The 22,879-nt window shown below is 33.8% G+C and carries 21 protein-coding genes and 1 riboswitch; of the genes, 11 read left to right on the forward strand and 10 right to left on the reverse strand.

What is annotated here, in order from left to right; all coding sequences use genetic code 11:
* From RR554_RS06470 to nifJ, 7 genes are all read left to right on the forward strand, one after another.
* The coding region (locus RR554_RS06470) for a Vat family streptogramin A O-acetyltransferase (RefSeq protein WP_332467657.1) at positions 1-634 on the forward strand (634 nt) is incomplete at its 5' end.
* A gap of 81 nt (positions 635-715) precedes the next feature.
* Entirely contained in the window at positions 716-1,285 is a 570-nt protein-coding gene (locus RR554_RS06475) for a glycerol-3-phosphate responsive antiterminator (RefSeq protein WP_332463470.1), read from the forward strand.
* Between the two features lie 138 nt (positions 1,286-1,423).
* Positions 1,424-2,869: an NAD(P)/FAD-dependent oxidoreductase gene (locus RR554_RS06480; RefSeq protein ID WP_332467658.1), complete on the forward strand. Its 1,446-nt coding sequence runs from the start codon at positions 1,424-1,426 to the stop codon at positions 2,867-2,869.
* Entirely contained in the window at positions 2,869-4,137 is a 1,269-nt protein-coding gene (locus RR554_RS06485) for an NAD(P)/FAD-dependent oxidoreductase (protein ID WP_332463472.1), read from the forward strand. The genes RR554_RS06480 and RR554_RS06485 overlap by 1 nt, the downstream gene beginning before the upstream one ends.
* Entirely contained in the window at positions 4,130-4,486 is a 357-nt protein-coding gene (locus RR554_RS06490; protein WP_332463473.1) for a DUF1667 domain-containing protein, read from the forward strand. The genes RR554_RS06485 and RR554_RS06490 overlap by 8 nt, the downstream gene beginning before the upstream one ends.
* Before the next feature lie 18 nt (positions 4,487-4,504).
* Entirely contained in the window at positions 4,505-4,951 is a 447-nt protein-coding gene (locus tag RR554_RS06495; RefSeq protein WP_332463474.1) for a flavodoxin domain-containing protein, read from the forward strand.
* 30 nt (positions 4,952-4,981) lie between these two features.
* Positions 4,982-8,518 carry a pyruvate:ferredoxin (flavodoxin) oxidoreductase gene (gene nifJ / locus RR554_RS06500; protein WP_332467659.1) on the forward strand — a complete coding sequence of 1,179 codons (3,537 nt, stop codon included), beginning with the start codon at positions 4,982-4,984 and terminating at the stop codon, positions 8,516-8,518.
* Positions 8,519-8,924: 406 nt separating this feature from the next.
* Here nifJ and RR554_RS06505 read toward each other — a convergent pair whose 3' ends face one another.
* Together RR554_RS06505 and RR554_RS06510 are read right to left on the reverse strand one after the other, a co-directional pair.
* Positions 8,925-10,259: a YjiH family protein gene (locus RR554_RS06505; protein WP_332463476.1), complete on the reverse strand. Its 1,335-nt coding sequence runs from the start codon at positions 10,257-10,259 to the stop codon at positions 8,925-8,927.
* Between the two features lie 11 nt (positions 10,260-10,270).
* Positions 10,271-11,188: a lactate/malate family dehydrogenase gene (locus RR554_RS06510; RefSeq protein ID WP_332463477.1), complete on the reverse strand. Its 918-nt coding sequence runs from the start codon at positions 11,186-11,188 to the stop codon at positions 10,271-10,273.
* A 203-nt stretch (positions 11,189-11,391) separates the two neighbouring features.
* Between RR554_RS06510 and RR554_RS06515 the strand changes: the two genes are divergently transcribed.
* Positions 11,392-12,153 carry an IclR family transcriptional regulator gene (locus RR554_RS06515; protein WP_332467660.1) on the forward strand — a complete coding sequence of 254 codons (762 nt, stop codon included), beginning with the start codon at positions 11,392-11,394 and terminating at the stop codon, positions 12,151-12,153.
* 33 nt (positions 12,154-12,186) lie between these two features.
* Positions 12,187-12,435, forward strand: coding sequence for a hypothetical protein (locus RR554_RS06520; RefSeq protein ID WP_332463479.1), 249 nt, complete (start codon positions 12,187-12,189; stop codon positions 12,433-12,435).
* 139 nt (positions 12,436-12,574) lie between these two features.
* On the opposite strand, the gene RR554_RS06525 is transcribed toward RR554_RS06520, so the two are convergent.
* The 7 genes from RR554_RS06525 to RR554_RS06555 all read right to left on the reverse strand — a co-directional run bounded on the left by RR554_RS06525 (position 12,575) and on the right by RR554_RS06555 (position 18,538).
* Entirely contained in the window at positions 12,575-13,072 is a 498-nt protein-coding gene (locus tag RR554_RS06525; protein ID WP_332463480.1) for an LURP-one-related/scramblase family protein, read from the reverse strand.
* A 117-nt stretch (positions 13,073-13,189) separates the two neighbouring features.
* Positions 13,190-14,122 (reverse strand): TDT family transporter, encoded by a 933-nt coding sequence (locus tag RR554_RS06530; protein WP_332467661.1) that lies wholly within the window; start codon positions 14,120-14,122, stop codon positions 13,190-13,192.
* Between the two features lie 5 nt (positions 14,123-14,127).
* Positions 14,128-14,631 carry a C-GCAxxG-C-C family protein gene (locus RR554_RS06535; RefSeq protein ID WP_332463482.1) on the reverse strand — a complete coding sequence of 168 codons (504 nt, stop codon included), beginning with the start codon at positions 14,629-14,631 and terminating at the stop codon, positions 14,128-14,130.
* A 130-nt stretch (positions 14,632-14,761) separates the two neighbouring features.
* Positions 14,762-15,520: an ABC transporter ATP-binding protein gene (locus tag RR554_RS06540; RefSeq protein ID WP_332467662.1), complete on the reverse strand. Its 759-nt coding sequence runs from the start codon at positions 15,518-15,520 to the stop codon at positions 14,762-14,764.
* A gap of 3 nt (positions 15,521-15,523) precedes the next feature.
* On the reverse strand, positions 15,524-16,579 hold the full coding sequence (locus RR554_RS06545; RefSeq protein ID WP_332467663.1) for a FecCD family ABC transporter permease: 1,056 nt from the start codon (positions 16,577-16,579) through the stop codon (positions 15,524-15,526).
* Positions 16,580-16,599: 20 nt separating this feature from the next.
* Entirely contained in the window at positions 16,600-17,589 is a 990-nt protein-coding gene (locus RR554_RS06550) for an ABC transporter substrate-binding protein (protein WP_332463485.1), read from the reverse strand.
* 1 nt (position 17,590) lies between these two features.
* Positions 17,591-18,538: a methyltransferase domain-containing protein gene (locus RR554_RS06555; protein ID WP_332467664.1), complete on the reverse strand. Its 948-nt coding sequence runs from the start codon at positions 18,536-18,538 to the stop codon at positions 17,591-17,593.
* A 143-nt stretch (positions 18,539-18,681) separates the two neighbouring features.
* Positions 18,682-18,854: riboswitch (cobalamin riboswitch) on the reverse strand.
* A 295-nt stretch (positions 18,855-19,149) separates the two neighbouring features.
* Here RR554_RS06555 and abc-f point away from each other — a divergent pair.
* Positions 19,150-20,613 carry a ribosomal protection-like ABC-F family protein gene (abc-f, locus tag RR554_RS06560; RefSeq protein ID WP_332467665.1) on the forward strand — a complete coding sequence of 488 codons (1,464 nt, stop codon included), beginning with the start codon at positions 19,150-19,152 and terminating at the stop codon, positions 20,611-20,613.
* A 59-nt stretch (positions 20,614-20,672) separates the two neighbouring features.
* Here abc-f and RR554_RS06565 read toward each other — a convergent pair whose 3' ends face one another.
* Positions 20,673-22,007: an aminotransferase-like domain-containing protein gene (locus tag RR554_RS06565; protein ID WP_332463488.1), complete on the reverse strand. Its 1,335-nt coding sequence runs from the start codon at positions 22,005-22,007 to the stop codon at positions 20,673-20,675.
* A 96-nt stretch (positions 22,008-22,103) separates the two neighbouring features.
* Between RR554_RS06565 and RR554_RS06570 the strand changes: the two genes are divergently transcribed.
* A partial coding sequence (locus tag RR554_RS06570) for a DMT family transporter (RefSeq protein ID WP_332467666.1) occupies positions 22,104-22,879 on the forward strand: 776 nt, incomplete at its 3' end.

Consider the following 22,879-nt stretch of genomic DNA (forward strand, 5'->3'; position numbering starts at 1 on the left):
TCAACCAAATAAAAACAGTTTAATTCCCAATCCATCGATACCTAATGTAGCGTTTATAAAAAATGAGATTACTCGCTCAAATATTACTGTTGGTGATTATACTTATTATGATAAAGGCAAATCAAAAAGCTTGTTTGAAGATCAAGTAACCCATCATTATGAATTTCTTGGTGACCAATTAATTATAGGCAAATTTTGTGCCATTGCTCATGGTGTAGAATTTATTATGAATGGCGCTAATCATCGTATGTCTTCAGTAACTACCTATCCTTTTAACATCATGGGTGGTGATTGGTCAGAGGCTGTTCCTTCTCTAAACGATTTGCCGTTTAAAGGAGATACGGTTATTGGCAATGACGTATGGATTGGTCAAAACGCAACGATTTTACCAGGAGTCACTATTGGTGATGGAGCAATTATTGCAGCTAATGCTGTCGTAACTAGTGATGTCCCAGCCTATACCATTTTTGGAGGTAATCCCGCTAGAAAAATAAAACAACGTTTTTCAGATGACATAGTTAGAAGTCTTTTAAAACTTAAATGGTGGGAGAAAGATTTTGAAACAATAACAAAATTATTACCTGTGTTAACAGATAGTGAGTTAACAATTGAAAAAATTAATAAATTACTATAAATTCAAGTATTTCAATCAAAACGGCTAAGCATAAGAAGAAGTTTGTTATAATAAGGCAAACAATAAAAAAGAGGGTTTGGTATGAAGGAAGTTAACATATACGAAAAATTAAGAAACAACCCGATTATTGCAGCAATTAAAGATGAATCAGATTTGGATGAATTACTGGAATCAGATGTGGAAGTTATTTTTGTTTTACAATCGTCTTTACTAACGATAAAAGAAGTGTCGCGAAAAATTGAAGAAAGTGGTAAGGTTGGCTTTGTTCATTTAGGATTGGTTAAAGGGTTATCAGATGATGAGGTAGGACTGAGATTTTTAAAAGAGCACACTTATTTTTCTGGTATCATCTCAACTAAATGGCCACAACTTGTTCGCGCACAAGCCATTGGATTTATGACAGTTTATCGCAATTTTTTAGTGGATTCTTTAGCATTTAATTCTTTGAAAAAATGTCAAAATCCTAAATTTCCAGATTTTATAGAAATTTTACCTAATCCAAATGGGAAAGTTATCAATGCCGTAAAAAATGAAGTGAAACGACCATTAATCGTTAGTGGCTTGATAACAGATAAAGAAGATGTCATTAATGCATTAAAAAATGGAGCGATTGCCATCTCGTCAACAAACAAGAAAGTTTGGGAATTATAAGGAAACGCTTGCATTTGTTTGTGAATCATCCTATAATTAACTTAATAAAATAATCAGCTAGAGAAAAGAGCACATTGAACGAACTGCACTAACGTGGGGTTCGTTCAGTGTGCTCTTTTATTAATTGGAGGGTAAAAAATGTATGATATTACCATAATTGGCGCAGGAATTAGTGGCTGTTCATTGGCCTACGAACTTAGCAAATATGATTTAAAGGTTTGTGTTGTCGAAGCAGAAAATGATGTGGCTGTTAAAACAACTAAGGCAAACAGTGCAATTTTACATGCCGGATATGACCCAAAACCAGGTTCACTTAATGCAAGATTAAACGTTGAAGGATCACATCTAGCCAAAGAAATTTGTCGCAAATTAGATATACCAAGAAAACAATTAGGCTCGCTAGTAGTTGCTTTTTCTGAAGAAGACATAAAGACCGTGGAAGAGTTATACGACCGAGGTGTAAAAAATAACGTTCCTGACATTCAAATTATTTCAAAAGAGGAAGTACTAGAAATGGAACCTCATTTGAATCAAGAGATTTACGGAGCTCTCTACGCACCAAGTGCAGCGGTGGTAAACCCTTGGGAATATGCAATTGCTATGGCAGAAGTAGCTATTCAAAATGGTGTGACATTCTATTTTAATCAAACAGTTGAAGGCATTACTAAAAAGGGTGATGACTTTGAAGTCAAAACAAATTTAGAAACGATTAATACTAAATACGTGATCAATGCAGCGGGTGTTCATGCAGATAGTATTCATGAGATGGTAGCTGAACCAACGTTTAAAATGAAACCTTGTCGAGGAGAATATTACTTACTTGATTTAGAAGAAACAGATACGGTGCATCACATTGTTTTTCAATGCCCAACAAAAGTGGGAAAAGGAATTTTAGTTGCACCGACTACTCATGGAAATATTATCGTCGGACCAAATGCTACTAATATTTCAGAAGACATAGTAAATACTGGACAAGATACAGCAAATACAACACTTGGCTTAAATGATGTAGCAGAAGGTGCTAGAAAAAGTGTGCCAACGATTAACTTGGCGAATTCCATTCGTAACTTTTCTGGAATTCGTGCCAACACAGATCGAGAAGACTTTATCATTGAAGAAGTGATTCCAAACTTTTATGATGTGGCAGGGATTAAGTCTCCAGGATTAACAGCAGCACCAGCCAATTCTCTTTACTTGATTGAGCTTATGAAGGAAAAAGGATTAGTCTTAAATGAAAAAGAAGACTATATTGACAAGAGACGACGTATTCATTTTAACCAAGCAAGTATTGAAGAAAAACAACAGTTAATTCAAGAAAATCCAGATTATGGCCGTATTATTTGTCGATGCGAAAATATTACAGAAGCTGATATTCGAGAATCGCTTCATCAGACATTGCCTGCCCAGTCAGTAGATGGTGTTAAACGTCGAACTATTGCTGGTATGGGAAGATGTCAGGGTGGTTTTTGTGGTCCGCGTGTTGTAGAAATTATTGCAGATGAGTTGAATATTTCTCCTTTAGAAGTAGATTTAGATCGATTAAACAGTCATATTTTAGTAAGTCAATCTAAGGAGGTTTTATAATGTACGATTTGATAGTTATTGGCGGAGGACCTGCTGGGCTTGCTGCTGCAGTGAGTGCGTATGAGGAAGGTTTAGAAAAAATATTAATTATTGAACGAGATGTTGAATTAGGTGGGATTTTAAATCAATGTATTCACAATGGATTTGGTTTACATTATTTCAAAGAAGAATTAACTGGCCCAGAATACGCAGGTAAATTTATTGAGAAATTAAAAGACACAACAATCGAAGTGATGCTTGATACAATTTGTTTAGAAGTAACAGAAGACAAGCAAGTTCATGTCATGAATAAGACTAAAGGCTATCAAGTCCTATCAGGTAAAGCCATTGTTTTAGCAATGGGATGTCGGGAAAGAACAAGAGGAGCTATTCAATTGCCTGGCGCTCGCCCTGCTGGCATTCTAACTGCAGGCGCAGCTCAACGTTACGTCAATATGGAAGGCTATATGGTTGGTAAAAAAGTTGTGATTTTAGGTTCAGGTGATATCGGGCTAATCATGGCTCGCCGCATGACACTTGAGGGGGCGGAAGTGTTAGCCTGTATTGAAGTGATGCCTTACTCAGGTGGTTTAAACCGAAATATAGTTCAGTGCTTACATGATTTTGATATTCCTCTTTATTTATCTCATAGCATTATTGATATTAAAGGAAATGAACGATTAGAATCAATTACAATGGCAGAAATTGATGAAAAACGACATGTGATTCCTGGAACTGAAACAGTGATTGAATGTGATACGTTACTTCTTTCAGTTGGCTTAATTCCAGAGAATGAAATTTCGCGAAAAGTTGGTGTTGAGATGGATAGACGGACAAAAGGTGCGCTCGTATTTGAAAACAGAGAAACGTCAATTCCTGGTATATTTGCTTGTGGCAATGTGTTACACGTTCATGATTTAGTGGATCACGTGAGTGCTGAAAGTATGCTAGCAGGTAAATCGGCGGCTGAGTACGTTAAAAATATAGTAGCTGAAAAAGAAAATCAAGGAATTGAGATACAAAATGGTGAAGGTGTTTCTTATGTATTACCTCAAAAAATCAGAAAAAACCATGTGGATAAAAAAGTAGAGGTTTATTTTAGAGTGAACCGAGTTATTGAAGAATGTGAAGTAGTTCTTTCCCATCACGGGGAGGTCATCAAAACGTTTAAAAAGAAAGATTTAGCACCTGGTGAGATGGAGACATTGAATTTAAGAAAAAAATATTTTGAATCAGATGACATTAATGAGTTAGAAATTTCAATAAAGGAGATGTCAAACAATGGCTGAGCTAATTTGTATTGTTTGTCCTAAAGGATGTCACTTACAAGTAGATGAAGAAAATAATTACAAGGTAACAGGTAATAATTGTGGTAGAGGGATTGTTTATGGCAAGCAAGAATTAATCAATCCAGTTAGAACAATCACATCTACTTGTCGAATCAAAGAAGCGAACTTACCTAGAATACCAGTTAAAACAAATGAAACTATTCCAAAAGGTAAAATGGACGAGATTATGCATGAAATTAATCAAGTGGAATTAACAGCACCGATTCACATTGGGGATATTATTATTCCGAATATTTTAGATACGGGTGTGGATATTGTTGCGTGTAAAAATATGGAAAAAGTAAATTAATATTTGGAGGAAAAAAACATGACATTAGTAAAAATTGCTTATACAACAAATTCAGGAAATACAGAAGAAATTTCAGAACATTTAGAGGATGCATTTGAAGAGTTAGAGTTAGAAATTGTCAGAGAAGAAGCAGACGATATTGATGGAGATTACTTTGAGGATGCTGATATTGCGATTATTGCGACATTTACAGATGGGGATGGCGAATTGCCAGTAGCATTTGAAGATTTTTATGAAGAATTAGCAGACCAAGAGTTAGATGGAAAAGTCTTTGGTGTTGTAGGAACAGGTGATAGCGAACTTTATCCAGATGCATTCTGCTCAGCAGCATTCGCTTTTGAAAAAGCTTTGTCAGAAACGGGAGCATCAAAAGCTGTTGAAACATTAACCATTGAAAACGAAGCGAACGATGAAGATATTGAAAAAATTAAAGTATTCGCTAAAGAAATTGCTGAAAAATGTTAGTCAAGTCACGATAGAAATGGGAGAGTAAGGATGAAAAAATTTAAAACAATGGATGGAAATACCGCCGCAGCTTATATATCATATGCTTTTACAGAAGTTGCAGCTATCTATCCAATAACACCGAGTTCAACCATGGCCGAGCTTGTAGATGACTGGTCAGCAAAGGGCAAAAAAAATATGTTCAATGAACCGGTTAAGGTCGTTGAAATGCAATCAGAAGCAGGTGCAGCTGGAACTGTACATGGTTCATTAAAAACTGGCGCATTAACTTCTACTTATACCGCGTCACAAGGATTACTGTTAATGATTCCTAACATGTATAAAATTGCCGGAGAATTGTTACCAAGTGTTTTCCATGTATCTGCTCGTGCTATTGCAACGAACGCTTTAAGTATTTTTGGAGACCATAGTGATGTGATGGCAACTAGACAAACTGGATACGCAATGCTTGCAGAAGGTAGCGTTCAAGAAGTAATGGACTTATCTGGTGTGGCACATTTAGCAAGTATTGAGGGAAGTTTACCTTTTGTTAACTTCTTTGATGGGTTTAGAACAAGTCATGAGTTACAAAAAATTGAAGTAATTGATTATGAGGATTTAAAACCTTTAGTGGACCAAGACGCTTTAGCGAATTTCAGACGTCGTGGTTTAAATCCAAATACGCCAACGGTCTCAGGAACTGCACAAAATCCGGATATTTATTTCCAATCAAGAGAAACGGTTAATAAATATTATGATGAGATGCCAGGTATTGTTCAAAAATATATGAAAGAAATTAATGAAATTAGAGGAACTAAATATGATTTAACGACTTACTACGGTGACCCAGAAGCAACTGAAGTGATTATTTCAATGGGTTCTGCCACACCAACGATTAGACAAACTGTGGATTACTTAAATAAGCAAGGTCGTAAAGTTGGTCATATTGCTATTCACTTGTATCGCCCATTTCCTGCTAAAAATTTACTTGAAAAATTACCTGATACAGTTGAAAAAATTGCTGTACTGGATAGAACGAAGGAACCAGGTTCAGATGGTGAGCCATTATTATTAGATGTTCAAAGTGTTTTATATCGTCATATTAACCGTCCGCTTATTATTGGTGGACGTTACGGAATTGGCTCAAAAGATGTGACACCAAATCAAATAGTTGCTGTTTACGAGGAGTTACTATTAGATGAAAATCAGATGAAACCACGTTTTACAATCGGAATCAATGATGATGTGACGCATTTATCTTTACCACAAACAGAAATGCTTGATTTGACACCAGCCTCTACTTTCCAAGCAAAATTCTGGGGATTTGGTTCAGATGGAACAGTTGGGGCCAATAAGCAAGCTATAAAAATTATTGGTGATAACACAGATCGTTACGCACAAGCTTATTTTTCATATGATTCTAAAAAATCTGGTGGGCTGACTGTTTCTCATTTGAGGTTTGGTAAAGAACCAATTCATTCTGTTTATTTAGTGGAAAACCCTGATTTTGTCGGATGTCATAATGCAGCCTATATTCATAAATATGATTTAATTAAAGGCTTAAAAGACGGAGGTACCTTCCTGTTAAATACGGTTTGGGATAAAGAAAAAGTGTTTAGGTTATTACCAAAACACTTAAAACAATACATCTCCCAACACAATATTAATTTTTATACGATTAACGCGATGGATATCGCAAGAGAAGAAGGTATGGGACGCCGAATTAACACAGTTATGTCAGCTGCATTTTTCGAATTAACTCATTTAATGGATAGAGATGAATATCTACCCTTATTAAAAGAAGAAATCAAACAAACATATGGTAAAAAATCATCGGAAATTGTTCAAAAAAACTGGAATGTTATCGATAAAACATTTGATGCACTAGAAAAAATTGATGTTCCAGCAGAATGGGCAGATATTGAAGTTTCTGAAAGAGTTGAAGAAAAAGAATTACCATCATTTGTTAAAAATATTATGAAACCAATTGAACGCCAAGAAGGTGACCAACTATCAGTTAATGATTTAATTGATAATGGTATGTTAGGTGGGACAATTCCACTAGGTACATCAGCTTATGAAAAACGAGGCATTGCCCTTGAAGTGCCTGAATGGATTCCAGAAGCTTGTACGATGTGTAATGAATGTGCATTTGTTTGCCCACATGCGGCGATTCGTCCATTCCTAGCAGATGATGAAGAGATGGAAGAAGCACCAGAAGGTTACATTACGCGAGACTTCAAAGGAAAAGATGGTATGCAGTACCGAATTCAGGTATCTGTTGAAGACTGTACAGGCTGTGGCCTTTGTGTGGACGCGTGTCCCGCAAAAGAAAAAGCGCTTGTCATGAAACCTTATGAAGAACAACATGATGAAGCTGTTAATTGGGCCTTTTCAATGACATTGAAACATAAAGAAAATACAGTGAAAAAAGAATCTGTTAAGGGCTCTCAATTTGAGCAACCACTTTTAGAATTTTCAGGTGCATGTTCTGGTTGTGGGGAAACGCCTTATGTTAAATTATTAACTCAATTATTTGGTGATCGAATGATGATTGCTAATACGACAGGCTGTTCATCTATATGGGGGGCTTCAGCTCCAGTAACTCCATATACAACCAATCATTTAGGTCAAGGACCTGCATGGAGTAACTCGTTATTTGAGGACAATGCTGAGTTTGGTTATGGTATGTATGTGGCAAATCAAGTGAAGCGTCAACGTGTTGCAGATAAAGTAGCGGTAATTTTAGAAAAAGAAACGCTTCAAGAAGAAACAAAAGAAGTTTTATCTGATTGGTTAGTTAATCTTGATGAAGGAAAAGGGACAAGACAACGTGCATCTAGATTATCTGAAAGTTTACAAAACCAGACAGATAAAGTGTTGGTGGATTTACTGCAAGATGAAAATATGTTTGTTAAGCCAAGCCAATGGATGATTGGTGGCGATGGTTGGGCTTATGACATTGGATTTAGCGGAATTGATCATATTTTAGCATCGGGTGAAGATGTTAATATTTTAGTTATGGATAATGAATTGTATGCTAATACAGGTGGTCAAATGTCTAAAGCTACCTCTCAATCAGCTATTGCTAAGTTTGCTGCTAGTGGGAAGAAAACAGCGAAAAAAGATTTAGGCATGATGGCCGCAACGTATGGTAATGTCTATGTGGCACAAATTTCAATTAATGCCAATCCAAATCAAGCCATTAAAGCTATTGCTGAGGCGGAAAGTTATCCTGGTCCATCTCTTGTGATTGGTTATACGCCATGTATCAATCACGGTATCAAGGGTGGTATGAGTAACGCGTTATTAAATGCTAAAGAAGCCGTTGAGTCGGGTTACTGGCAATTGTATCGTTACGATCCACGTCTGATTGAAAAAGGTAAAGATCCAATGCGTATGGATTACAAGAAGGCTGATATGGAAAAAATTCCAGACTTTTTAAGCACGCAAACACGTTTTTCTGCGTTAACAAATGTGGTTCATGATGATGAGATAGTTGACGAGATGTATGATAATACAAAGCATGACGTTATTGAAAGAAATGATAATTACAAACGTCTAGCAAGCTTAAAAAAAGATAAATAAACCGTAATAGGGATGAAAGAGATCTTCTTCAAACAAGAAAGGAGATCTCTTTTTGCTATTATTTAAGAAAAGTAAGCATTATCATTGAAGAGCTGTGAAAAACAAGGTATATTTATTTTAAGTTGTAAGGGATAAACAAGGGGGATGGCTATGTTTTTTAACAGTCAATTTTTTCTAGCAATCATTTTTATAGTCATGATCGTTATCGGTTTTGCCTTGGTTGTTGATCGTTTGATATTTAAAAAAAGAAAAATCGATTCGACACAGAAACTAATAGTTATTTTGGGGTCATTATTAGTAATTGCCGGGTCTTATTTTTTGTGCATTACTTTAGTGCTTGGCTATTAAAACAAAAAAGAAAAGGAACTGTTTCTCTTTTTTATGTAAGAGAGACAGTTCTTTTTAGTTAGCTAATAAATAATTTAACAAACAAGATAACAAAAGGTAATGAGATAAAGGTTCTTTCTAAAAAGATAATGATAATATCTCTAAACTTATCAACTAACTTACAAGATTTTAAGAGTGTGGCAATCTCTGACATGAATATTAATTGTAGAATACTCATCATGGCGATAATTGCCTTACTTTCAATCGATGGTAAGCCTTTACCAAGAATAACAGGAAGGTAATTATCAGCAAAACCAGCCATGATCGCACTTGCTGTAACTGATGCATCGGGTACACCAGCTAGATTTAAAATCATCTCAATAGGTAAAGAAACCCATGAAAGAATTGGTGTATAAATCGAAATCATTAACGCTCCAGCACCCCAAAAAATAATGATAGGAGTTAACCAAAAGACATAAAAACTCATGTTATCAATTTTACTTGTAAAGTTTTTTAAACTAATACTATTAGCACGATTAGCTGAATTAGTATATGCTGTTTGAAGTTTACTTCCATTTTTTGGTGTTGAAATAGAAGATTCTGTGGTTCCATCAACATAAGTATTTGGATAGTTTCTAATCGGTGGGATTCTAACGCTAATAATTCCGAGGATGACACCAATTAATGTAATGCCAAGAAAAATTAAACCAAAATGATCCATTAATCCCAGAACAGAACTGACAAGTACAACCCACCCAATACTAGAAGTGGCAAACTGACTACCAATAACCGCAGCTTCTTTCACCGTAAAATAGCCTTTTTCAAACAATTCCTGTGTCCCAAGAATGGCTGCATTCCCTGGACCTACCCAGGCACTAATGATATTAACCGCACAAATTTCAGAAACTTTAAATAGTGGTTTAACAATAAAACCAACTAACTCACCTAGAAATTCCATTGCACCAAACTCTAAAATAAATGTTTGGAATAAAAGCATCATTGGTACCAAAATAGATAATTGAGTGGCTAAATCCAACATAGCAACACCTGTATCAGGTGAAATGATAAATGCCGGGCCAATTTTAAATAAACATAAAATAGAGATGAAAGCTCCAAAGAAACGGTTCACAACATAAAAAGGAGTTGTGACAAATAATTTTTTACATAATCTTTTTTGGTGAAGAACACTCTTTTTATTAATTAGTGCATAAAGAGAAAGAAGGGCACTTAAGGAAACACAGATAACAAGTAAATATTGAATAATTATCTTATAGTCCTCAATGAATAATTTTAAATAATGAAATAAAATAGTATCCATGCCATTACTGAAATTAAAAGGAATTAATACAAGTAAAATACCTAAAAGTGTCCCAACAATAAACTTAAAAAAACCAATTCGTTGTGCTGTTTTCATATGCTAAGCTCCTATAACTTAATTTGATTTGCTAATTCAACTAAACTTGTATACGAAGCATTTAGTTGTTCTGACTCTTCAGCAGTGTAATCTAAGTCGATTGCTTTAACTGCTCCGTTTTTACTAATAACATGAGGTAAACTAATATAAACATCCTGACTAAAGGGTTGTGATACTGGTAAAATAGTTTGTTCATCCTGAGCAATTGCTTTAATCACTCGTTCAATGGCTAAAGCCACACAGTAGCAGTTAGGTCCCTTCATTTTCCAAACATCAAACGCAGTATCTTTTACTTCTTGAGCAATATCGGTAAAGTAATTTTCTGATATATCTAAACCATTTTTCTTAGCGTATTGAGTAAAGTTAGTTCCTTTAACGGCTGTTTGTGACCAAGCAACAACTTGTGAATCACCATGTTCGCCAATCACTAAACCGTTCATGTCTGTTTGAGAAATATCTAAATCACGGGCTAATAAGTAGTTCAGTCTTGCTGAATCAAGTGTAGTTCCGAGCCCAATGACGCGGTGAGGTTCCCAACCTGAAATTTGTTGTGCGAAATAAGCTAAAATATCAACAGGATTACTTACTAAAAGCAACATACCATTTGGGCTTGCTTCAGTAATTTTAGGAACAATATCTTTTAAAATATCCGCATTTTTTTGAAGAGGAACTAAACGTGATTCCCCAACTTTCTCAGGAACACCTATTGTGATTATAATCACATTTGAGTCCGCAGTTTTGTCGTACCCTCCAGCAGAAATTTTCATTTCTTGACTAAGAGATAAACCATGTAAAATATCTAAAGCCACACCTTGTGCTCTGTCTTCATCAAGGTCGACAATAACTAATTCTTGAACCAGATTTGATTTAGCAAGTGAAAAAGCTGTTGTTGCTCCGACTGCACCTGCACCAATAATACTTACTTTCATTTAAACATCTCCTAATTTTTGTATTTCGGAACGCGTTCCACATTCTTAATATATGTTAAATCAATCACAAAATCAAGAGGGAATTTAAAAAAAGTGAATATGGTAAGTTTTGTAAACAAACAAAAGTCTCACAAGAGAGATTTCTTTTATTAAACAAATATAGTAAAGTGTTATTAATAGTATCTTTTCTGGAGGTAACAACTATGGAGAAAAAAAGCCCGGTAATAAAAAATGTAGTCGATACGTTTAGAATTCTAGATGTATTAAACGAAAATGGTGAAGTAGGACTAGCTCATTTATCACAGGAACTTGAAATACCAAAAACCACTATTTTTCGAATCATCAAAACACTTGAAGAAATAAATGTAGTAAAACAAATGCCAAACAGCGATTATGCTCTAGATTATCGTTTGAGCGTTTACGCTAAAAGCGCGGCTAAGGAAAATCAATTAGTGGAAATTGCGACTCCTTTTATGAATCAGTTAAGAGATAGCTTCTTAGAAACAGTCAATCTAGGTATTCTAAATGACAATCAAGTTGTCATTATGCAAACAGTAGAAGGCGAGTTTTATCAACTCCAAACAACTTTAGTCCCCGTGAGTCCTCTCTATTGTTCAGGTATGGGAAAACTTTTTTTAAGTCAATTTGACAAGGAATCTTTAGCTGAATACTTCGTTGATTTACCTAAACGGACGGTTAATACAATTGTTGATAGTAATGATTTCTTAAAAAATGTTAAAAAGATAAAAGAGCAAGGCTATTCTGTTGATGAAGAGGAATATGAGTATGGTTTGTCTTGCTACTCAGTGCCAATTTATGCCAAAGATGGGTCTATTATTTGCGCAATTAGTGTCTCAGGTCCAACTAGTCGACTTCTTCATAAAGGTGTTGACTTATTAGTCAAAGAATTAAAAGAAAAAGGCCTTGCTTTACAGGAAGAATTGCAACGGAATATGAGAAAATAAAAGGATATATCAACAAGGAAGGAGCGTCTTAGTGTGGGATTAACTCCAAAAGATATGATTAGCTCATTATCTAAATTACTTGATTGGTTGGAGCAAGAGAGTAACTGGGGAACAAATAATGGTGAATTAAGATTTATTACTGGTAGAATAGGTGAAATCTATACAGCTATCATGACAAATGGGTCAATGGCTATTGAAACAAATCAAAATCCTAAAAATACGAGAAGGCTTGAAAATGATCTTATTAAACAAATTTCATTAAAAGATGAAGTAGCTAACTAAGAAAAAATTTTTTACAAAATAATTCATTATTTAATAAATACTTTTAAAAACCTTTTATTATCAAAGAAAATTTGAGTTTTAGATAAGAGCCTGGCTATTCTTTTTTGGAATAGCCAGGCTCTTATTTTTATTTTATTTTTTAGACACTTGAAGAAGAAGCAGCAGCTCTTTCTTCTGCTTTTACAAAGTCGATAGCTGCAACTAAAAGAATAATTAGATGTTCGTAATTTTCTTCTAAAATAGATATTTCATAAGTACTATTCATAGCTAACCACTTTTGATTGATACGGGCAATCTCTATACCGTTACGTTCAATGGCATAGTTTTTATCTAACCAATCTCCTTGAATCTGGATATTTTCGCTATCAATATGATAGTTAGCTTTAAAAAAAGACAATTTCTTTTCAATCAATATTGGAGAAGCACCAACAACCTTCACGCTAAATTTAGGAAGCAGTTTAAAAAGTTCTTTTGTGACTGTACCAATCTCCTCTTCATTGCTATCATACATTGTAAAAGATTTTGGTATTTTTAGAAAACTTCCCTTTACACTATAAATAATATTCTCTTCTTGATCTTTGATTGAAAATTTTTCGTTTAAACTTAAAACTTTTTGTTTCATGTATAAGGTTTTCATAAAACCAGCTCCTTTTAATAGCATTATCTAATCAAACAAAATAAGTATATAGTCATTATAAACTAAAAAACAGTGAATGAGCATAACGTAAATTGTTATTTCTCATTCACTGTTTTTTTAAGCTGTTTGATTCATTTTATAAGTTGCTTTAATAAAGCGAATAGTAATTAAAAAGACAACAATTAACGCAATGATTAAAGTAACCCAACTAAGTATTGTAAATACTGGTTGGATGGCTGGTAATTGCTTACTTAGGAAAACACCCGATTGCTTAACCGCTGTTGCTGTAATAACAAGTGGAAACGTCATACCTGCCTGTGCCGGAGTAAAACGTTCAGATAGTAATTTAGGTAACTTAATTAAAACAATCACATATAGCAATAACATCAGACAAACTTGTAAGAGAACAAGCCAAAGTGTTTTTTGTTCATGGGTTGCAAGATAACCAACCAAATTAAGAGAAGCAGGAGCTGCTAAAATAGCGAATGTTCCTCTTACAGGTGTTGGTAAGTTATGCTTTTTAAGTCTCATAAAAACAATCGGTAATAAAATGATAAACGATAGTACACCGAATAAGAAAAGTCCCTTGGAAAGAGTAGTGATAAGATTCGATTGAAACATTGGACTTGAAATAGCTGAAGCAACTATACCAATATACACAATAAACCACGACGGTAAAACAAGCGACAAATCTTTTTTCATCGCAAAAGCCAATGAAAAATAAACAATAAATAAGGCATGTCCAATTGTTGCAATAAACCATAAAATTAAACTTAAGGTTCTGCTAATCGGCAGTAAAAATTTGGCAAGAAATGCTAACCCCATAAAAAATGTTGGGAAAGTAGCAGCAATGGGTGCCTGATTTAGTTGCTGTTTAAACATTGTTGGATTAAGAATAAATTTAACAACAACTGCTATTAAAATGAGTAAACTAAAAATAGCAAATACCCAACTAATTGAGGGATTAAGAGCAAATAAATTAGCAAACCCAGCAAAACTTAAGCCAACTGCAGCTACTGGAATAGGCAAATTAAGCAAAAATTTTTTCATATAATTTACGGCTCCATTGTGACATGTGGTTCGATTTTAGGTGCTGTTTCTAAATCAATTTTACCTCGTTCGATTAATTCATTTACTACCCAAACAGCAACATTTCCTGTTATTTTAATACAATGCTGTCTACGTCCCTCAGATTTAAAATCATCACCACGCCATTCACGTGTAATAACACGACAACAACAAGAACGGTATTGTTCTCTGACATAATCGTGCAATCCTTTTGATATTTCAAACATTTCAGGATCCATCGGTTCGCCGCGCTTACGACCATAGACCATACCTAAACCAATTTGTCCCCCTGATACAGCGCCGCATAAACATTGTGCTTTTCCCATACCAATAGGGAATCCAGAAGCTAAACGTACCACGTCATCATCATAAGGTTTACCTAACACATCGTTAATTGTTTCAACCACAGCTTCCGAACAGTAAAACGTTCCTGAGCTAAAATATTCTTCTGCCACTGCTCTAACCATCTCTAAATATTCTTCTTTTTCCATGTCAATCACCCCTATATTTTATATAGTTCATAATATCACAATGTGAAAATAAAGATAGTAATCTTTGTTATTTTTAATAATAAAAAAACTGATGCAAGTAAGTTGAAAACTTGCATCAGTAAATGAAAATTTAAATAATTTTATAGCTAATTTGAATCTGATTATCTATTTTTTTGACATAACTATCAACTTCAAAAATCTCTTTGATATTCGTTGTGGTTAAGACTGTTGTGGGTGTTCCAGATAAAACAATTTGTCCGTCTTTCATGACATAAAGAATATCACAATAATTAGCAGCTAGATTTAGATCGTGAATAACTGAAATAATTGTTAAATTGAGATCACGAACAAGGCTTAAAAACTCTAATTGATTTTTAACATCTAAATGGTTAGTTGGCTCATCAAGAATCAGGCAATTCGCTTTTTGAGCTAAAGCACGAGCTAAAATAACTCGTTGTTTTTCTCCACCAGAAAGAAAAGAGAAGTACTCATCTTTAAAATGAACCATGCCAACTTTATCTAACGAGTCAAGGGCAAGTGCCAAATCTTCAGTTGTATTCATTTGCCACCATTCTTTATGAGGTTCTCTACCCATTAACACAATATCTAAAACAGTAAAATTAAAGTTTACTTCATTAAGTTGAGCAACCACAGCATTTTCTTTAGCAATATCCTTTGTTTTCCAAGAAGCTAAATCTTTATCTAGAAAAACAATATTGCCAGAGTATTCTTTGATTCCTTTGTATAGCGTTTTAAGTAGCGTACTTTTTCCACTTCCATTTGGTCCAATAATGCCAATGAATTGATTTTTAGGAAGAGATAGTGAGATGTCTTTTAAAATTTCTTTTTTGTTTAAGGTCACACCTAAATGCTTTATTTCGTATTTCATCACTTATCGCCTCTTTTCACCAGAATTTTGAACCACTAAATATAAGAAGAAGGGCGCTCCTACAATTGAAACAATAATGCCGATTGGAATTTCAACACCTTTAATAATCATTCGAGACAGAATATCTGCCCATAGTAGGAACAAGCCACCAAACAAAATTGTAATTGGAATCATTTTTTTATGATTCACTCCAACTAAAAGTCTGGCAATGTGTGGCACAACAAGTCCAACAAAACCGATGATACCACAAGCATAGACAATAAACCCAATTAGTATTGCAGCTAGGATGATGTAAATAATTCGGTAAATATGATTTTCTTGTCCTAAAGTAACCGCTGCTTCATCACCAACTAACATTAAGTTTAAAATTCGTGATTGAAAGCAAAAGAAGAGACTGATAACAATGACAATCGGTGCTAAAATTTTAACAATTTGCCAATTGGCCGCTGACAAACTTCCTAGTAGCCAAAAGTTTAAAGTCATCATTCCGTTACGGTTGTTAGCTGCAAAAACAATGATACTCGACATAGCGGAGCAAAGAGAGCTTAGAGCAATACCGACAAGTAAGAGTCGTGAGACGTCTGCTCGACTTGAGGAGCTACCAAATAAGAGAACTAAAAAGGAAACAGCCAGTGCACCGATGAAAGCTGAAATACCAACATAGTTTGAACCAAGAGAAACACCAACGCCTAATAAAATTGCTAAAGTGGCACCCAGAGATGCCCCAGAAGAAATTCCCAAAATATAAGGATCAGCAAGAGGATTGTTAACAATAGCTTGCATAACAGCTCCTGATAAAGAAAGAGCAATACCAGCAAGAACAGCCAGTAAAATGCGTGGAAAACGAATCAACCATACGATATCAATAGCCCCTTTTTCCACATGTTTTAACAGCGCTTCTTGTCCAGTGATTTTAGCAAATAGAATGTGATAAACCTCTTTTATTGAAATATCTGCTGAACCCAAGGTGATAGAATAAATAATCGAAACGAGTAAGAGGACAGTCATTCCTAATAAAATCATATTAAATTTCCAATTTGAACGTTGAACCTGTTCCATTTACTCATCACCTTTTCTTGTTATTTATATAAATCTGGATATAATCCTTTTGAAATAGCTTGAATACCATCTAATGTTCTAATTCCAGTTGAGTAAACATTACTTAAAACCATAGGATACACTCGATTATTTTTAACAGCATCCATATTTTGTAATGCTTCGTTTTCAGTAATTGAAGTTAGTGCTTGTTTTTCTTCGATTGATTCACCGTAGTAAACACTAAAAATAACATCAGGATTTAATTTAACAAGTTCTTCTTTTGTAATATTTCCATTTTTATCAGCAACTAATTCAGCACCAACTTGTTGAGCCATATCGCCACCAATACTATCAGCACCATAAATACGATATTGACCATCTTTGTTTACTTCAAAAATGACAGCTTTTACTTTTTCTTTACCTTCAGCAAACTTGATTGATTTGTCGATTTCTTTTTTCATGTCATCAACCATTTTTTGAGCTTTGTCTTCAACCTTGAAAATTTTACCAATATTTAAAATATCTTCGTATTCATTTTCAAGTGTATTAGGTGTTTTAACACCACTGTTTTGAGCCATATAAGTATTTGTATTGCGATCAGTCCAGAAGCTAACGTCACCTAATGTTTCCGGTGCAAAATATGAGTACCAGCTGAAAATAAAATCAGGATCTAAGCTTAAAACTTCTTCTTTACTTGGCGCTTGTTTGTAATATTTAATCTTATCAAAAGCTTCTTTAAATTCTGGTTTAACATCAGTATCTAATTGAGATGCAGCAATCATTTTATCTTCTAAACCAAGAGCTAACATGATTTCGATTGGACTTTGATACACAGCAACGACTTTTTCTGGTACTTTCTCAAACGTTTCTTCTACAGGTTTTTTTTCATAATTATAAGTAGTAATAACTGTAGATGTTTCACTTTTTTTATCTTTTGAAGAAGTTGAAGAATCTGTTTTTGACTCAGTTGCTCCGCATCCTGTAAAAATAAGCATTGCAACAGCTAACATACCAAATAAATTTTTTTTCATTTTAAAACTCCTCTATTTTTTCTAATATAATAATTTCTTTTTTTGCAAGTGGGTTAGAAGTGGCTACTGGATAACCGCCATCAAGCCATCTGTCAAGTTGTTCACTTTGATGCTCTTTTCTTTCGGTTGGAAAAAGAGAACAAGACACTCGTTTAAGTGAGCTAGGTAAATTCTGATCAATATCTTTTACAGATATACTAGGAAGGTTGCGACTGACAAACTGACGCTCAGACGATGTTCCTTCATTGAACAGTTCAAAGGTGTGATTATAAGTAAAATGGTGCTTTTTCTTAATTATCTCACTGTCCAAATGAATACTTCTTTTTAAATCAATGTCTTTTTTTCTAGATATATGTTGAGACTCTGCTACATTTGTTGTTTCAATCCAAATAAAACCTTCTGGACTCAAAAGATTAGCAAGCTTTTCTAACACATGCTTAAGACATTTTTGATAGACAAGCTCTTGAAACGTTGTATCTGCCAATAGTATAACGTCGAACGTTTTATTTTCTTGATAGTCAAAAATATCGGATGTTACTAAATCAAAGTGTGAAAAAGAGGTCCATTTTTGACGCTGTAAGACAGTGACCATAGCAGGACTCTTTTCAAGACCAGTCACGAGAAATCCTTCACTAACCAAAGGAAAGCTAGAACGACCATGGCCAACACCCACATCTAAAATACTGGGTGAGCTAAGTTTATGCTCTGATAGAAACGATAAAAAGTGATGGACATGCCATTTCCCAGAAAACATTGAGTAATATGTTGCTTCTAATTTTTGATATTCAGAAAATAACACAGAGTAACGATTCAAGTCTTTCATTTGGCAGCGATTACACAAAGACCCAGCAAGTTCTTCAAGAAGTGTCTCTCTAGGAACACCGTTTTTACTATCGCCTTCTTGTTCATCGTAAATAAAGTGACAGGTATCACATAAGTATTTTCGCAACCTTGTTCAACTCCTTTCTTAAAAAAATAGGTTCAATTAGATAGATTCAGACAAAAAAAAGACATTCTAGTTAATAGAATGCCTTGTGAAAAGACGCTTACTTAAGCAACTTTAAACAAGACAATTCCCCAATCGAATTATCTGAAGATTATGTGAAAATGGTATTCTGACTCAACTTCATTCTACTTTCTCGCCTTCTCTTTCGATGGCTTGTGAGATTTCGTCCGTTATACAGAAGAAAGGGGCTGTTGAGGGATTACACCTCATTCCCAAATTTCACATATACTATCACGTGATAATGGTAACAAAATAAATTTGACTCTGCAATAGGTAAAAGTGAATTGTTTCTTTTAGTTAATTGAATCTAGTAAAAAATTGAAAAGCATGTTAAGATAACGTTAATATAAATTGAAGGAGAGATAGACATGCCAGGACGGATTCGTATTGCACAGAATAGACAACAATTAAATCAAATAAAAAAAGTCTAGCAATACGGCATTTTAATGGAATACGTGTTTATTTAAATGTATAAAAATGTTAAGAGGCATGCTTAGGCTGTCTCTTTTTTGTGTCCTTTTTTACCGTATTGCGTTTAAAAGGAGAACGTAATCATGGAAGAATTAGTATTAACAATAGAGAAGACAAATATCGAATATGGATTAAAGACAGTGTTAGATATTGACCAACTAAGGGTTTACCAAAATGAGAGAATCGGTATTATTGGTGACAATGGTTCGGGAAAATCAACACTCTTAAAAGCAATTGTAGGAGAAATGTTAGTTGGAAAAGGCAAAATCACACGTCAAATTGAATTTTCTTATTTGGAACAAATTTGTCTTAACGAGCAAAAAAAAATAGATGAAAATGCTGAATTATTCAGTAAATTAGGTGTACCAAGTAACAGCTATAAAGAAATGAGTGGAGGAGAGCAGGCGAAGTATCGGTTAGCTACAATGTTATCTAATTATCATGAAGGCATGATTTTGGATGAACCAACCACTCATTTAGATGAACATAGTATTCAATTTCTAATTGACGAATTACGCTTTTATTATGGGACTCTCATTTTTGTTAGTCATGATCGTTATTTTTTAAATGAGCTGGCAACCAAAATTTGGGAAATCTCAGGTGGTAAGATTACGGAGTATCATGGAAATTATGAATCATATAAAAAACAAAAAGAACAAGAAAATATAGAGCAACAAAGAACCTATCAACAAGTTGAAAATGAAAAAAAACGATTAGAAAAAGCGATTGTAGAAAGAGAAAAGCAAGCACAAAAATTAATAATTAATAGCAAGAAAAAGAGTCAAAAACAAAAGAAACCAAGCCGTCTTTCAGGTACAAAACAAAAAGATAGTGTCCAAAAAAGTATTCAAAAAAATGTTAAAACAATGGAAAAAAGGCTATCTAAATTAGACAGTGTTTCTGAAATAAATAGACAATCAAGCATCTCATTTCCAATACATCAGTTTAAAGAATTACATAACCCATACCCCATTAGAGGGGAAGCAGTAACTATTAGTCAGGGGAAATGTTTATTAGATAAAACTGATTTTCAATTTGAAAAAGGCAAAAAAATTGCGATTGTTGGATCTAATGGTGTAGGGAAAACTTCATTTTTAAAGGCTATACTAGATGGAAATAGAGGGATTATCACGTCTTCAAAAGCGATTATTTCAACCTTTTATCAGCAATCATATCAAGAAAATCATGAGAGCAGTGTCTTAAGCTATTTAATTAAGCAAAGTAATTATGAGGAAAAAATTGTTCGAAGTATATTAAATAAATTAGGGTTTACTCAGGAAGAATTACAGACATCATTTAATCAATTAAGTGGTGGTGAGAGAACACGAGTTGGGCTTGCTTTAACCATGTTGAGACCGTCAAATGTCTTAATATTGGATGAACCCACCAATTTTATTGACTTAAAAACAATTGAAGCATTAGAAGATTTAATAAGGAATTATCCAGGAATGGTGATTGTTGTCTCACATGATCGTTATTTTGTTAATCAAGTTGCAGATCAAATTTATGAAATAAAGGATAAGCAGCTTATTCGGATAAGTGGTTAAATTAACTCTATTATATAGGAAGAAACTTGTACAAAAAATGTGCAAGTTTCTTTTTTTTATTAATTATCTGATGCTTCATTATAAGAAGTGATAAGTCTTTTAATTCCTGAATCAATTTGATCAGGGGTTAAATTAAACAAATCAAGACTGTAAAAATTTTCAGTGGGAACATTATTGGTATCAAAGTGTTTAGAAATATCATCTAAAATTATTTTATGATTGGCAAGATTTTTTTCAAATTGATATTTGGATACTTTTTTTGGTAAGGTGGCAAAGGCCTTACTTGAATGAAAACAGTTTAAATGAAAAAGGTTTGAATCTGCTGCCGCCTGAATAAATGCTTTATTTCTCACATCTTGGAGTTGTTTTGTTTGCTTTACCTGGTGATCAAACATACCAGATTTAATATATAAGTTAAGCGCAGCTTGAGAAAACATGGAACTATCAATTTCAAGGAGTGTCCGGTATTGTTTGAAAGAGTCAATCAACAAGGTAGGCAGCAGGCATACTCCAATTCTAAGACCTGGAAACATAATTTTAGCAAAGCTTTTTAAGTAAATGACATGCTCACTATCATCATAAAAATGTAAAGGAAAATTATTTGTGCTTGTTACAAAATCAGCTAAATAATCATCTTCTACTAAATATACGTCATATTTTTTAGCTAAAGATACTAGCTTTTTCTTCTCACTTTCTGTATAAGAGAGACCTAAAGGATTTGAAATTCGCGAAGTTGTATAAAAAAACTTAATGTCTTTTTCTTTAAAATAATATTCTAATCGCTCCCAATTGAGCCCGTGCTGATTTCTATCGATGGTATAATAAGGAATAGTTTCTAAATGAAGTAAATCAAGCATTAAATGGTAGCTAGGCATCTCAATCAAAATGGCTTTTTTCTGATTAGGAAAGTGAATACGACTTAAAATAAATAAAGCCTGTTGAACACCAGTTGTGATAAATAAATGGTTTTCACTTGTATAAAGTTGTTGAGTAGTAAGCCAATGTTGAAGGGTTCGAATTAACTCTGGTAGACCTTGAGACTTTCCGTATTCAAACAATTCATCCTTATAGTTTTCAGTTGCTTTTCGTAAACAAAGCTGAAACTCATCATAAGGAAACGTTAGCAAGTTAGCTTTTGTCGAACCAAAATCAATCGTATCTGTTTCTTTTATTGAAGTGAGCGCTCTTTTCTTTTGCAAAACATAAAACCCACTACGATCTTTAACATAAAGTAATTGGTCATCAACTAACAACTGGATCGCTCGCTTAATAGTATCAATGCTACATTCATATTCAGCTGCTAAAGAACGAATAGATGGAATTTTTTGCCCTTCTAAAAAAATATCCAATTGAATTTTTTCTTTGATTTGTTGATAAATGTCAATGTATTTCAAAGTATGCCTCCTAACTGTATCGGTACAGATTGATAATATAGTTATTGTATCTATAAAAATAAAAAACTACAATACATTGAGAAGGGAAGGTTTTAAATGACAAAAAATATAAAAGCTCACATAGCTATTTTAATACAAGTAAGCATTATTGGTTTATCTTATCTTTTTGTAAAAGAGGGATTAGGATATGCTGATCCAATGACACAGTTATCACATCGATTTATTATTGCAGCGCTAGGAATATGGCTAGTCCGAATGTTCGTACCGCATTCAAAAGTCTTTACAAAAGAAGCCTTGAAAGATTTATTACCATTAGGTATCTTTTATCCAGTTCTCTTTTTTTCATTACAAACATTATCTTTAACCTACATAACAACACTTGAAGCAGGGATAATAAGCGCTACAATTCCTATTATTATCATGATTTTAGCTATTATCTTTCTAAAAGAAAAACCTAATCGTAATCAAAAAATAGTTATGTTAGTAGCTTTTTTAGGTGTTATCTACATTAATATAAAAGGGCAAGGCGCTCCTATAGAATTCAGTTTGTTTGGAACGATTCTTATGTTTTTATCGGCTCTCTCATCAGGAATGTATACAATTACTGCTAAAAAAGTGTCTGCTAAATACGAAACAATCGATATGACAACTTTTATGTTAACATTTGGAATGTTTATTTTTACAGCAATCTCTTTCGGACAACATCTATTTGGAGAGGTAGAAACAAGTTATTTCGAACCATTAAGCCATAGTCCATATTTGATTGCGGTATTTTATCTAGGGTTGTTATCATCTCTAGGAAGTTCGTTTCTATCTAATTATGCCATTCATTACGTTAATGCCTCAACAATTGGGTTATTTTCAAATCTTTC

Source organism: Vagococcus sp., from assembly GCF_036639995.1.
GTDB lineage: Bacteria > Bacillota > Bacilli > Lactobacillales > Vagococcaceae > Vagococcus.

Bases quoted from the DNA above. Each gene is read 5' to 3' on its own strand.
- RR554_RS06510 (WP_332463477.1), bottom strand. From the start codon at position 11,188: ATGAAAGTAAGTATTATTGGTGCAGGTGCAGTCGGAGCAACAACAGCT.
- RR554_RS06495 (WP_332463474.1), top strand. From the start codon at position 4,505: ATGACATTAGTAAAAATTGCTTATACAACAAATTCAGGAAATACAGAA.
- RR554_RS06490 (WP_332463473.1), top strand. From the start codon at position 4,130: ATGGCTGAGCTAATTTGTATTGTTTGTCCTAAAGGATGTCACTTACAA.
- RR554_RS06545 (WP_332467663.1), bottom strand. From the start codon at position 16,579: ATGGAACAGGTTCAACGTTCAAATTGGAAATTTAATATGATTTTATTA.
- RR554_RS06515 (WP_332467660.1), top strand. From the start codon at position 11,392: ATGGAGAAAAAAAGCCCGGTAATAAAAAATGTAGTCGATACGTTTAGA.
- RR554_RS06540 (WP_332467662.1), bottom strand. From the start codon at position 15,520: ATGAAATACGAAATAAAGCATTTAGGTGTGACCTTAAACAAAAAAGAA.
- nifJ (WP_332467659.1), top strand. From the start codon at position 4,982: ATGAAAAAATTTAAAACAATGGATGGAAATACCGCCGCAGCTTATATA.
- RR554_RS06485 (WP_332463472.1), top strand. From the start codon at position 2,869: ATGTACGATTTGATAGTTATTGGCGGAGGACCTGCTGGGCTTGCTGCT.
- RR554_RS06535 (WP_332463482.1), bottom strand. From the start codon at position 14,631: ATGGAAAAAGAAGAATATTTAGAGATGGTTAGAGCAGTGGCAGAAGAA.
- RR554_RS06530 (WP_332467661.1), bottom strand. From the start codon at position 14,122: ATGAAAAAATTTTTGCTTAATTTGCCTATTCCAGTAGCTGCAGTTGGC.
- RR554_RS06505 (WP_332463476.1), bottom strand. From the start codon at position 10,259: ATGAAAACAGCACAACGAATTGGTTTTTTTAAGTTTATTGTTGGGACA.
- RR554_RS06480 (WP_332467658.1), top strand. From the start codon at position 1,424: ATGTATGATATTACCATAATTGGCGCAGGAATTAGTGGCTGTTCATTG.
- RR554_RS06550 (WP_332463485.1), bottom strand. From the start codon at position 17,589: ATGAAAAAAAATTTATTTGGTATGTTAGCTGTTGCAATGCTTATTTTT.
- RR554_RS06475 (WP_332463470.1), top strand. From the start codon at position 716: ATGAAGGAAGTTAACATATACGAAAAATTAAGAAACAACCCGATTATT.
- abc-f (WP_332467665.1), top strand. From the start codon at position 19,150: ATGGAAGAATTAGTATTAACAATAGAGAAGACAAATATCGAATATGGA.
- RR554_RS06525 (WP_332463480.1), bottom strand. From the start codon at position 13,072: ATGAAAACCTTATACATGAAACAAAAAGTTTTAAGTTTAAACGAAAAA.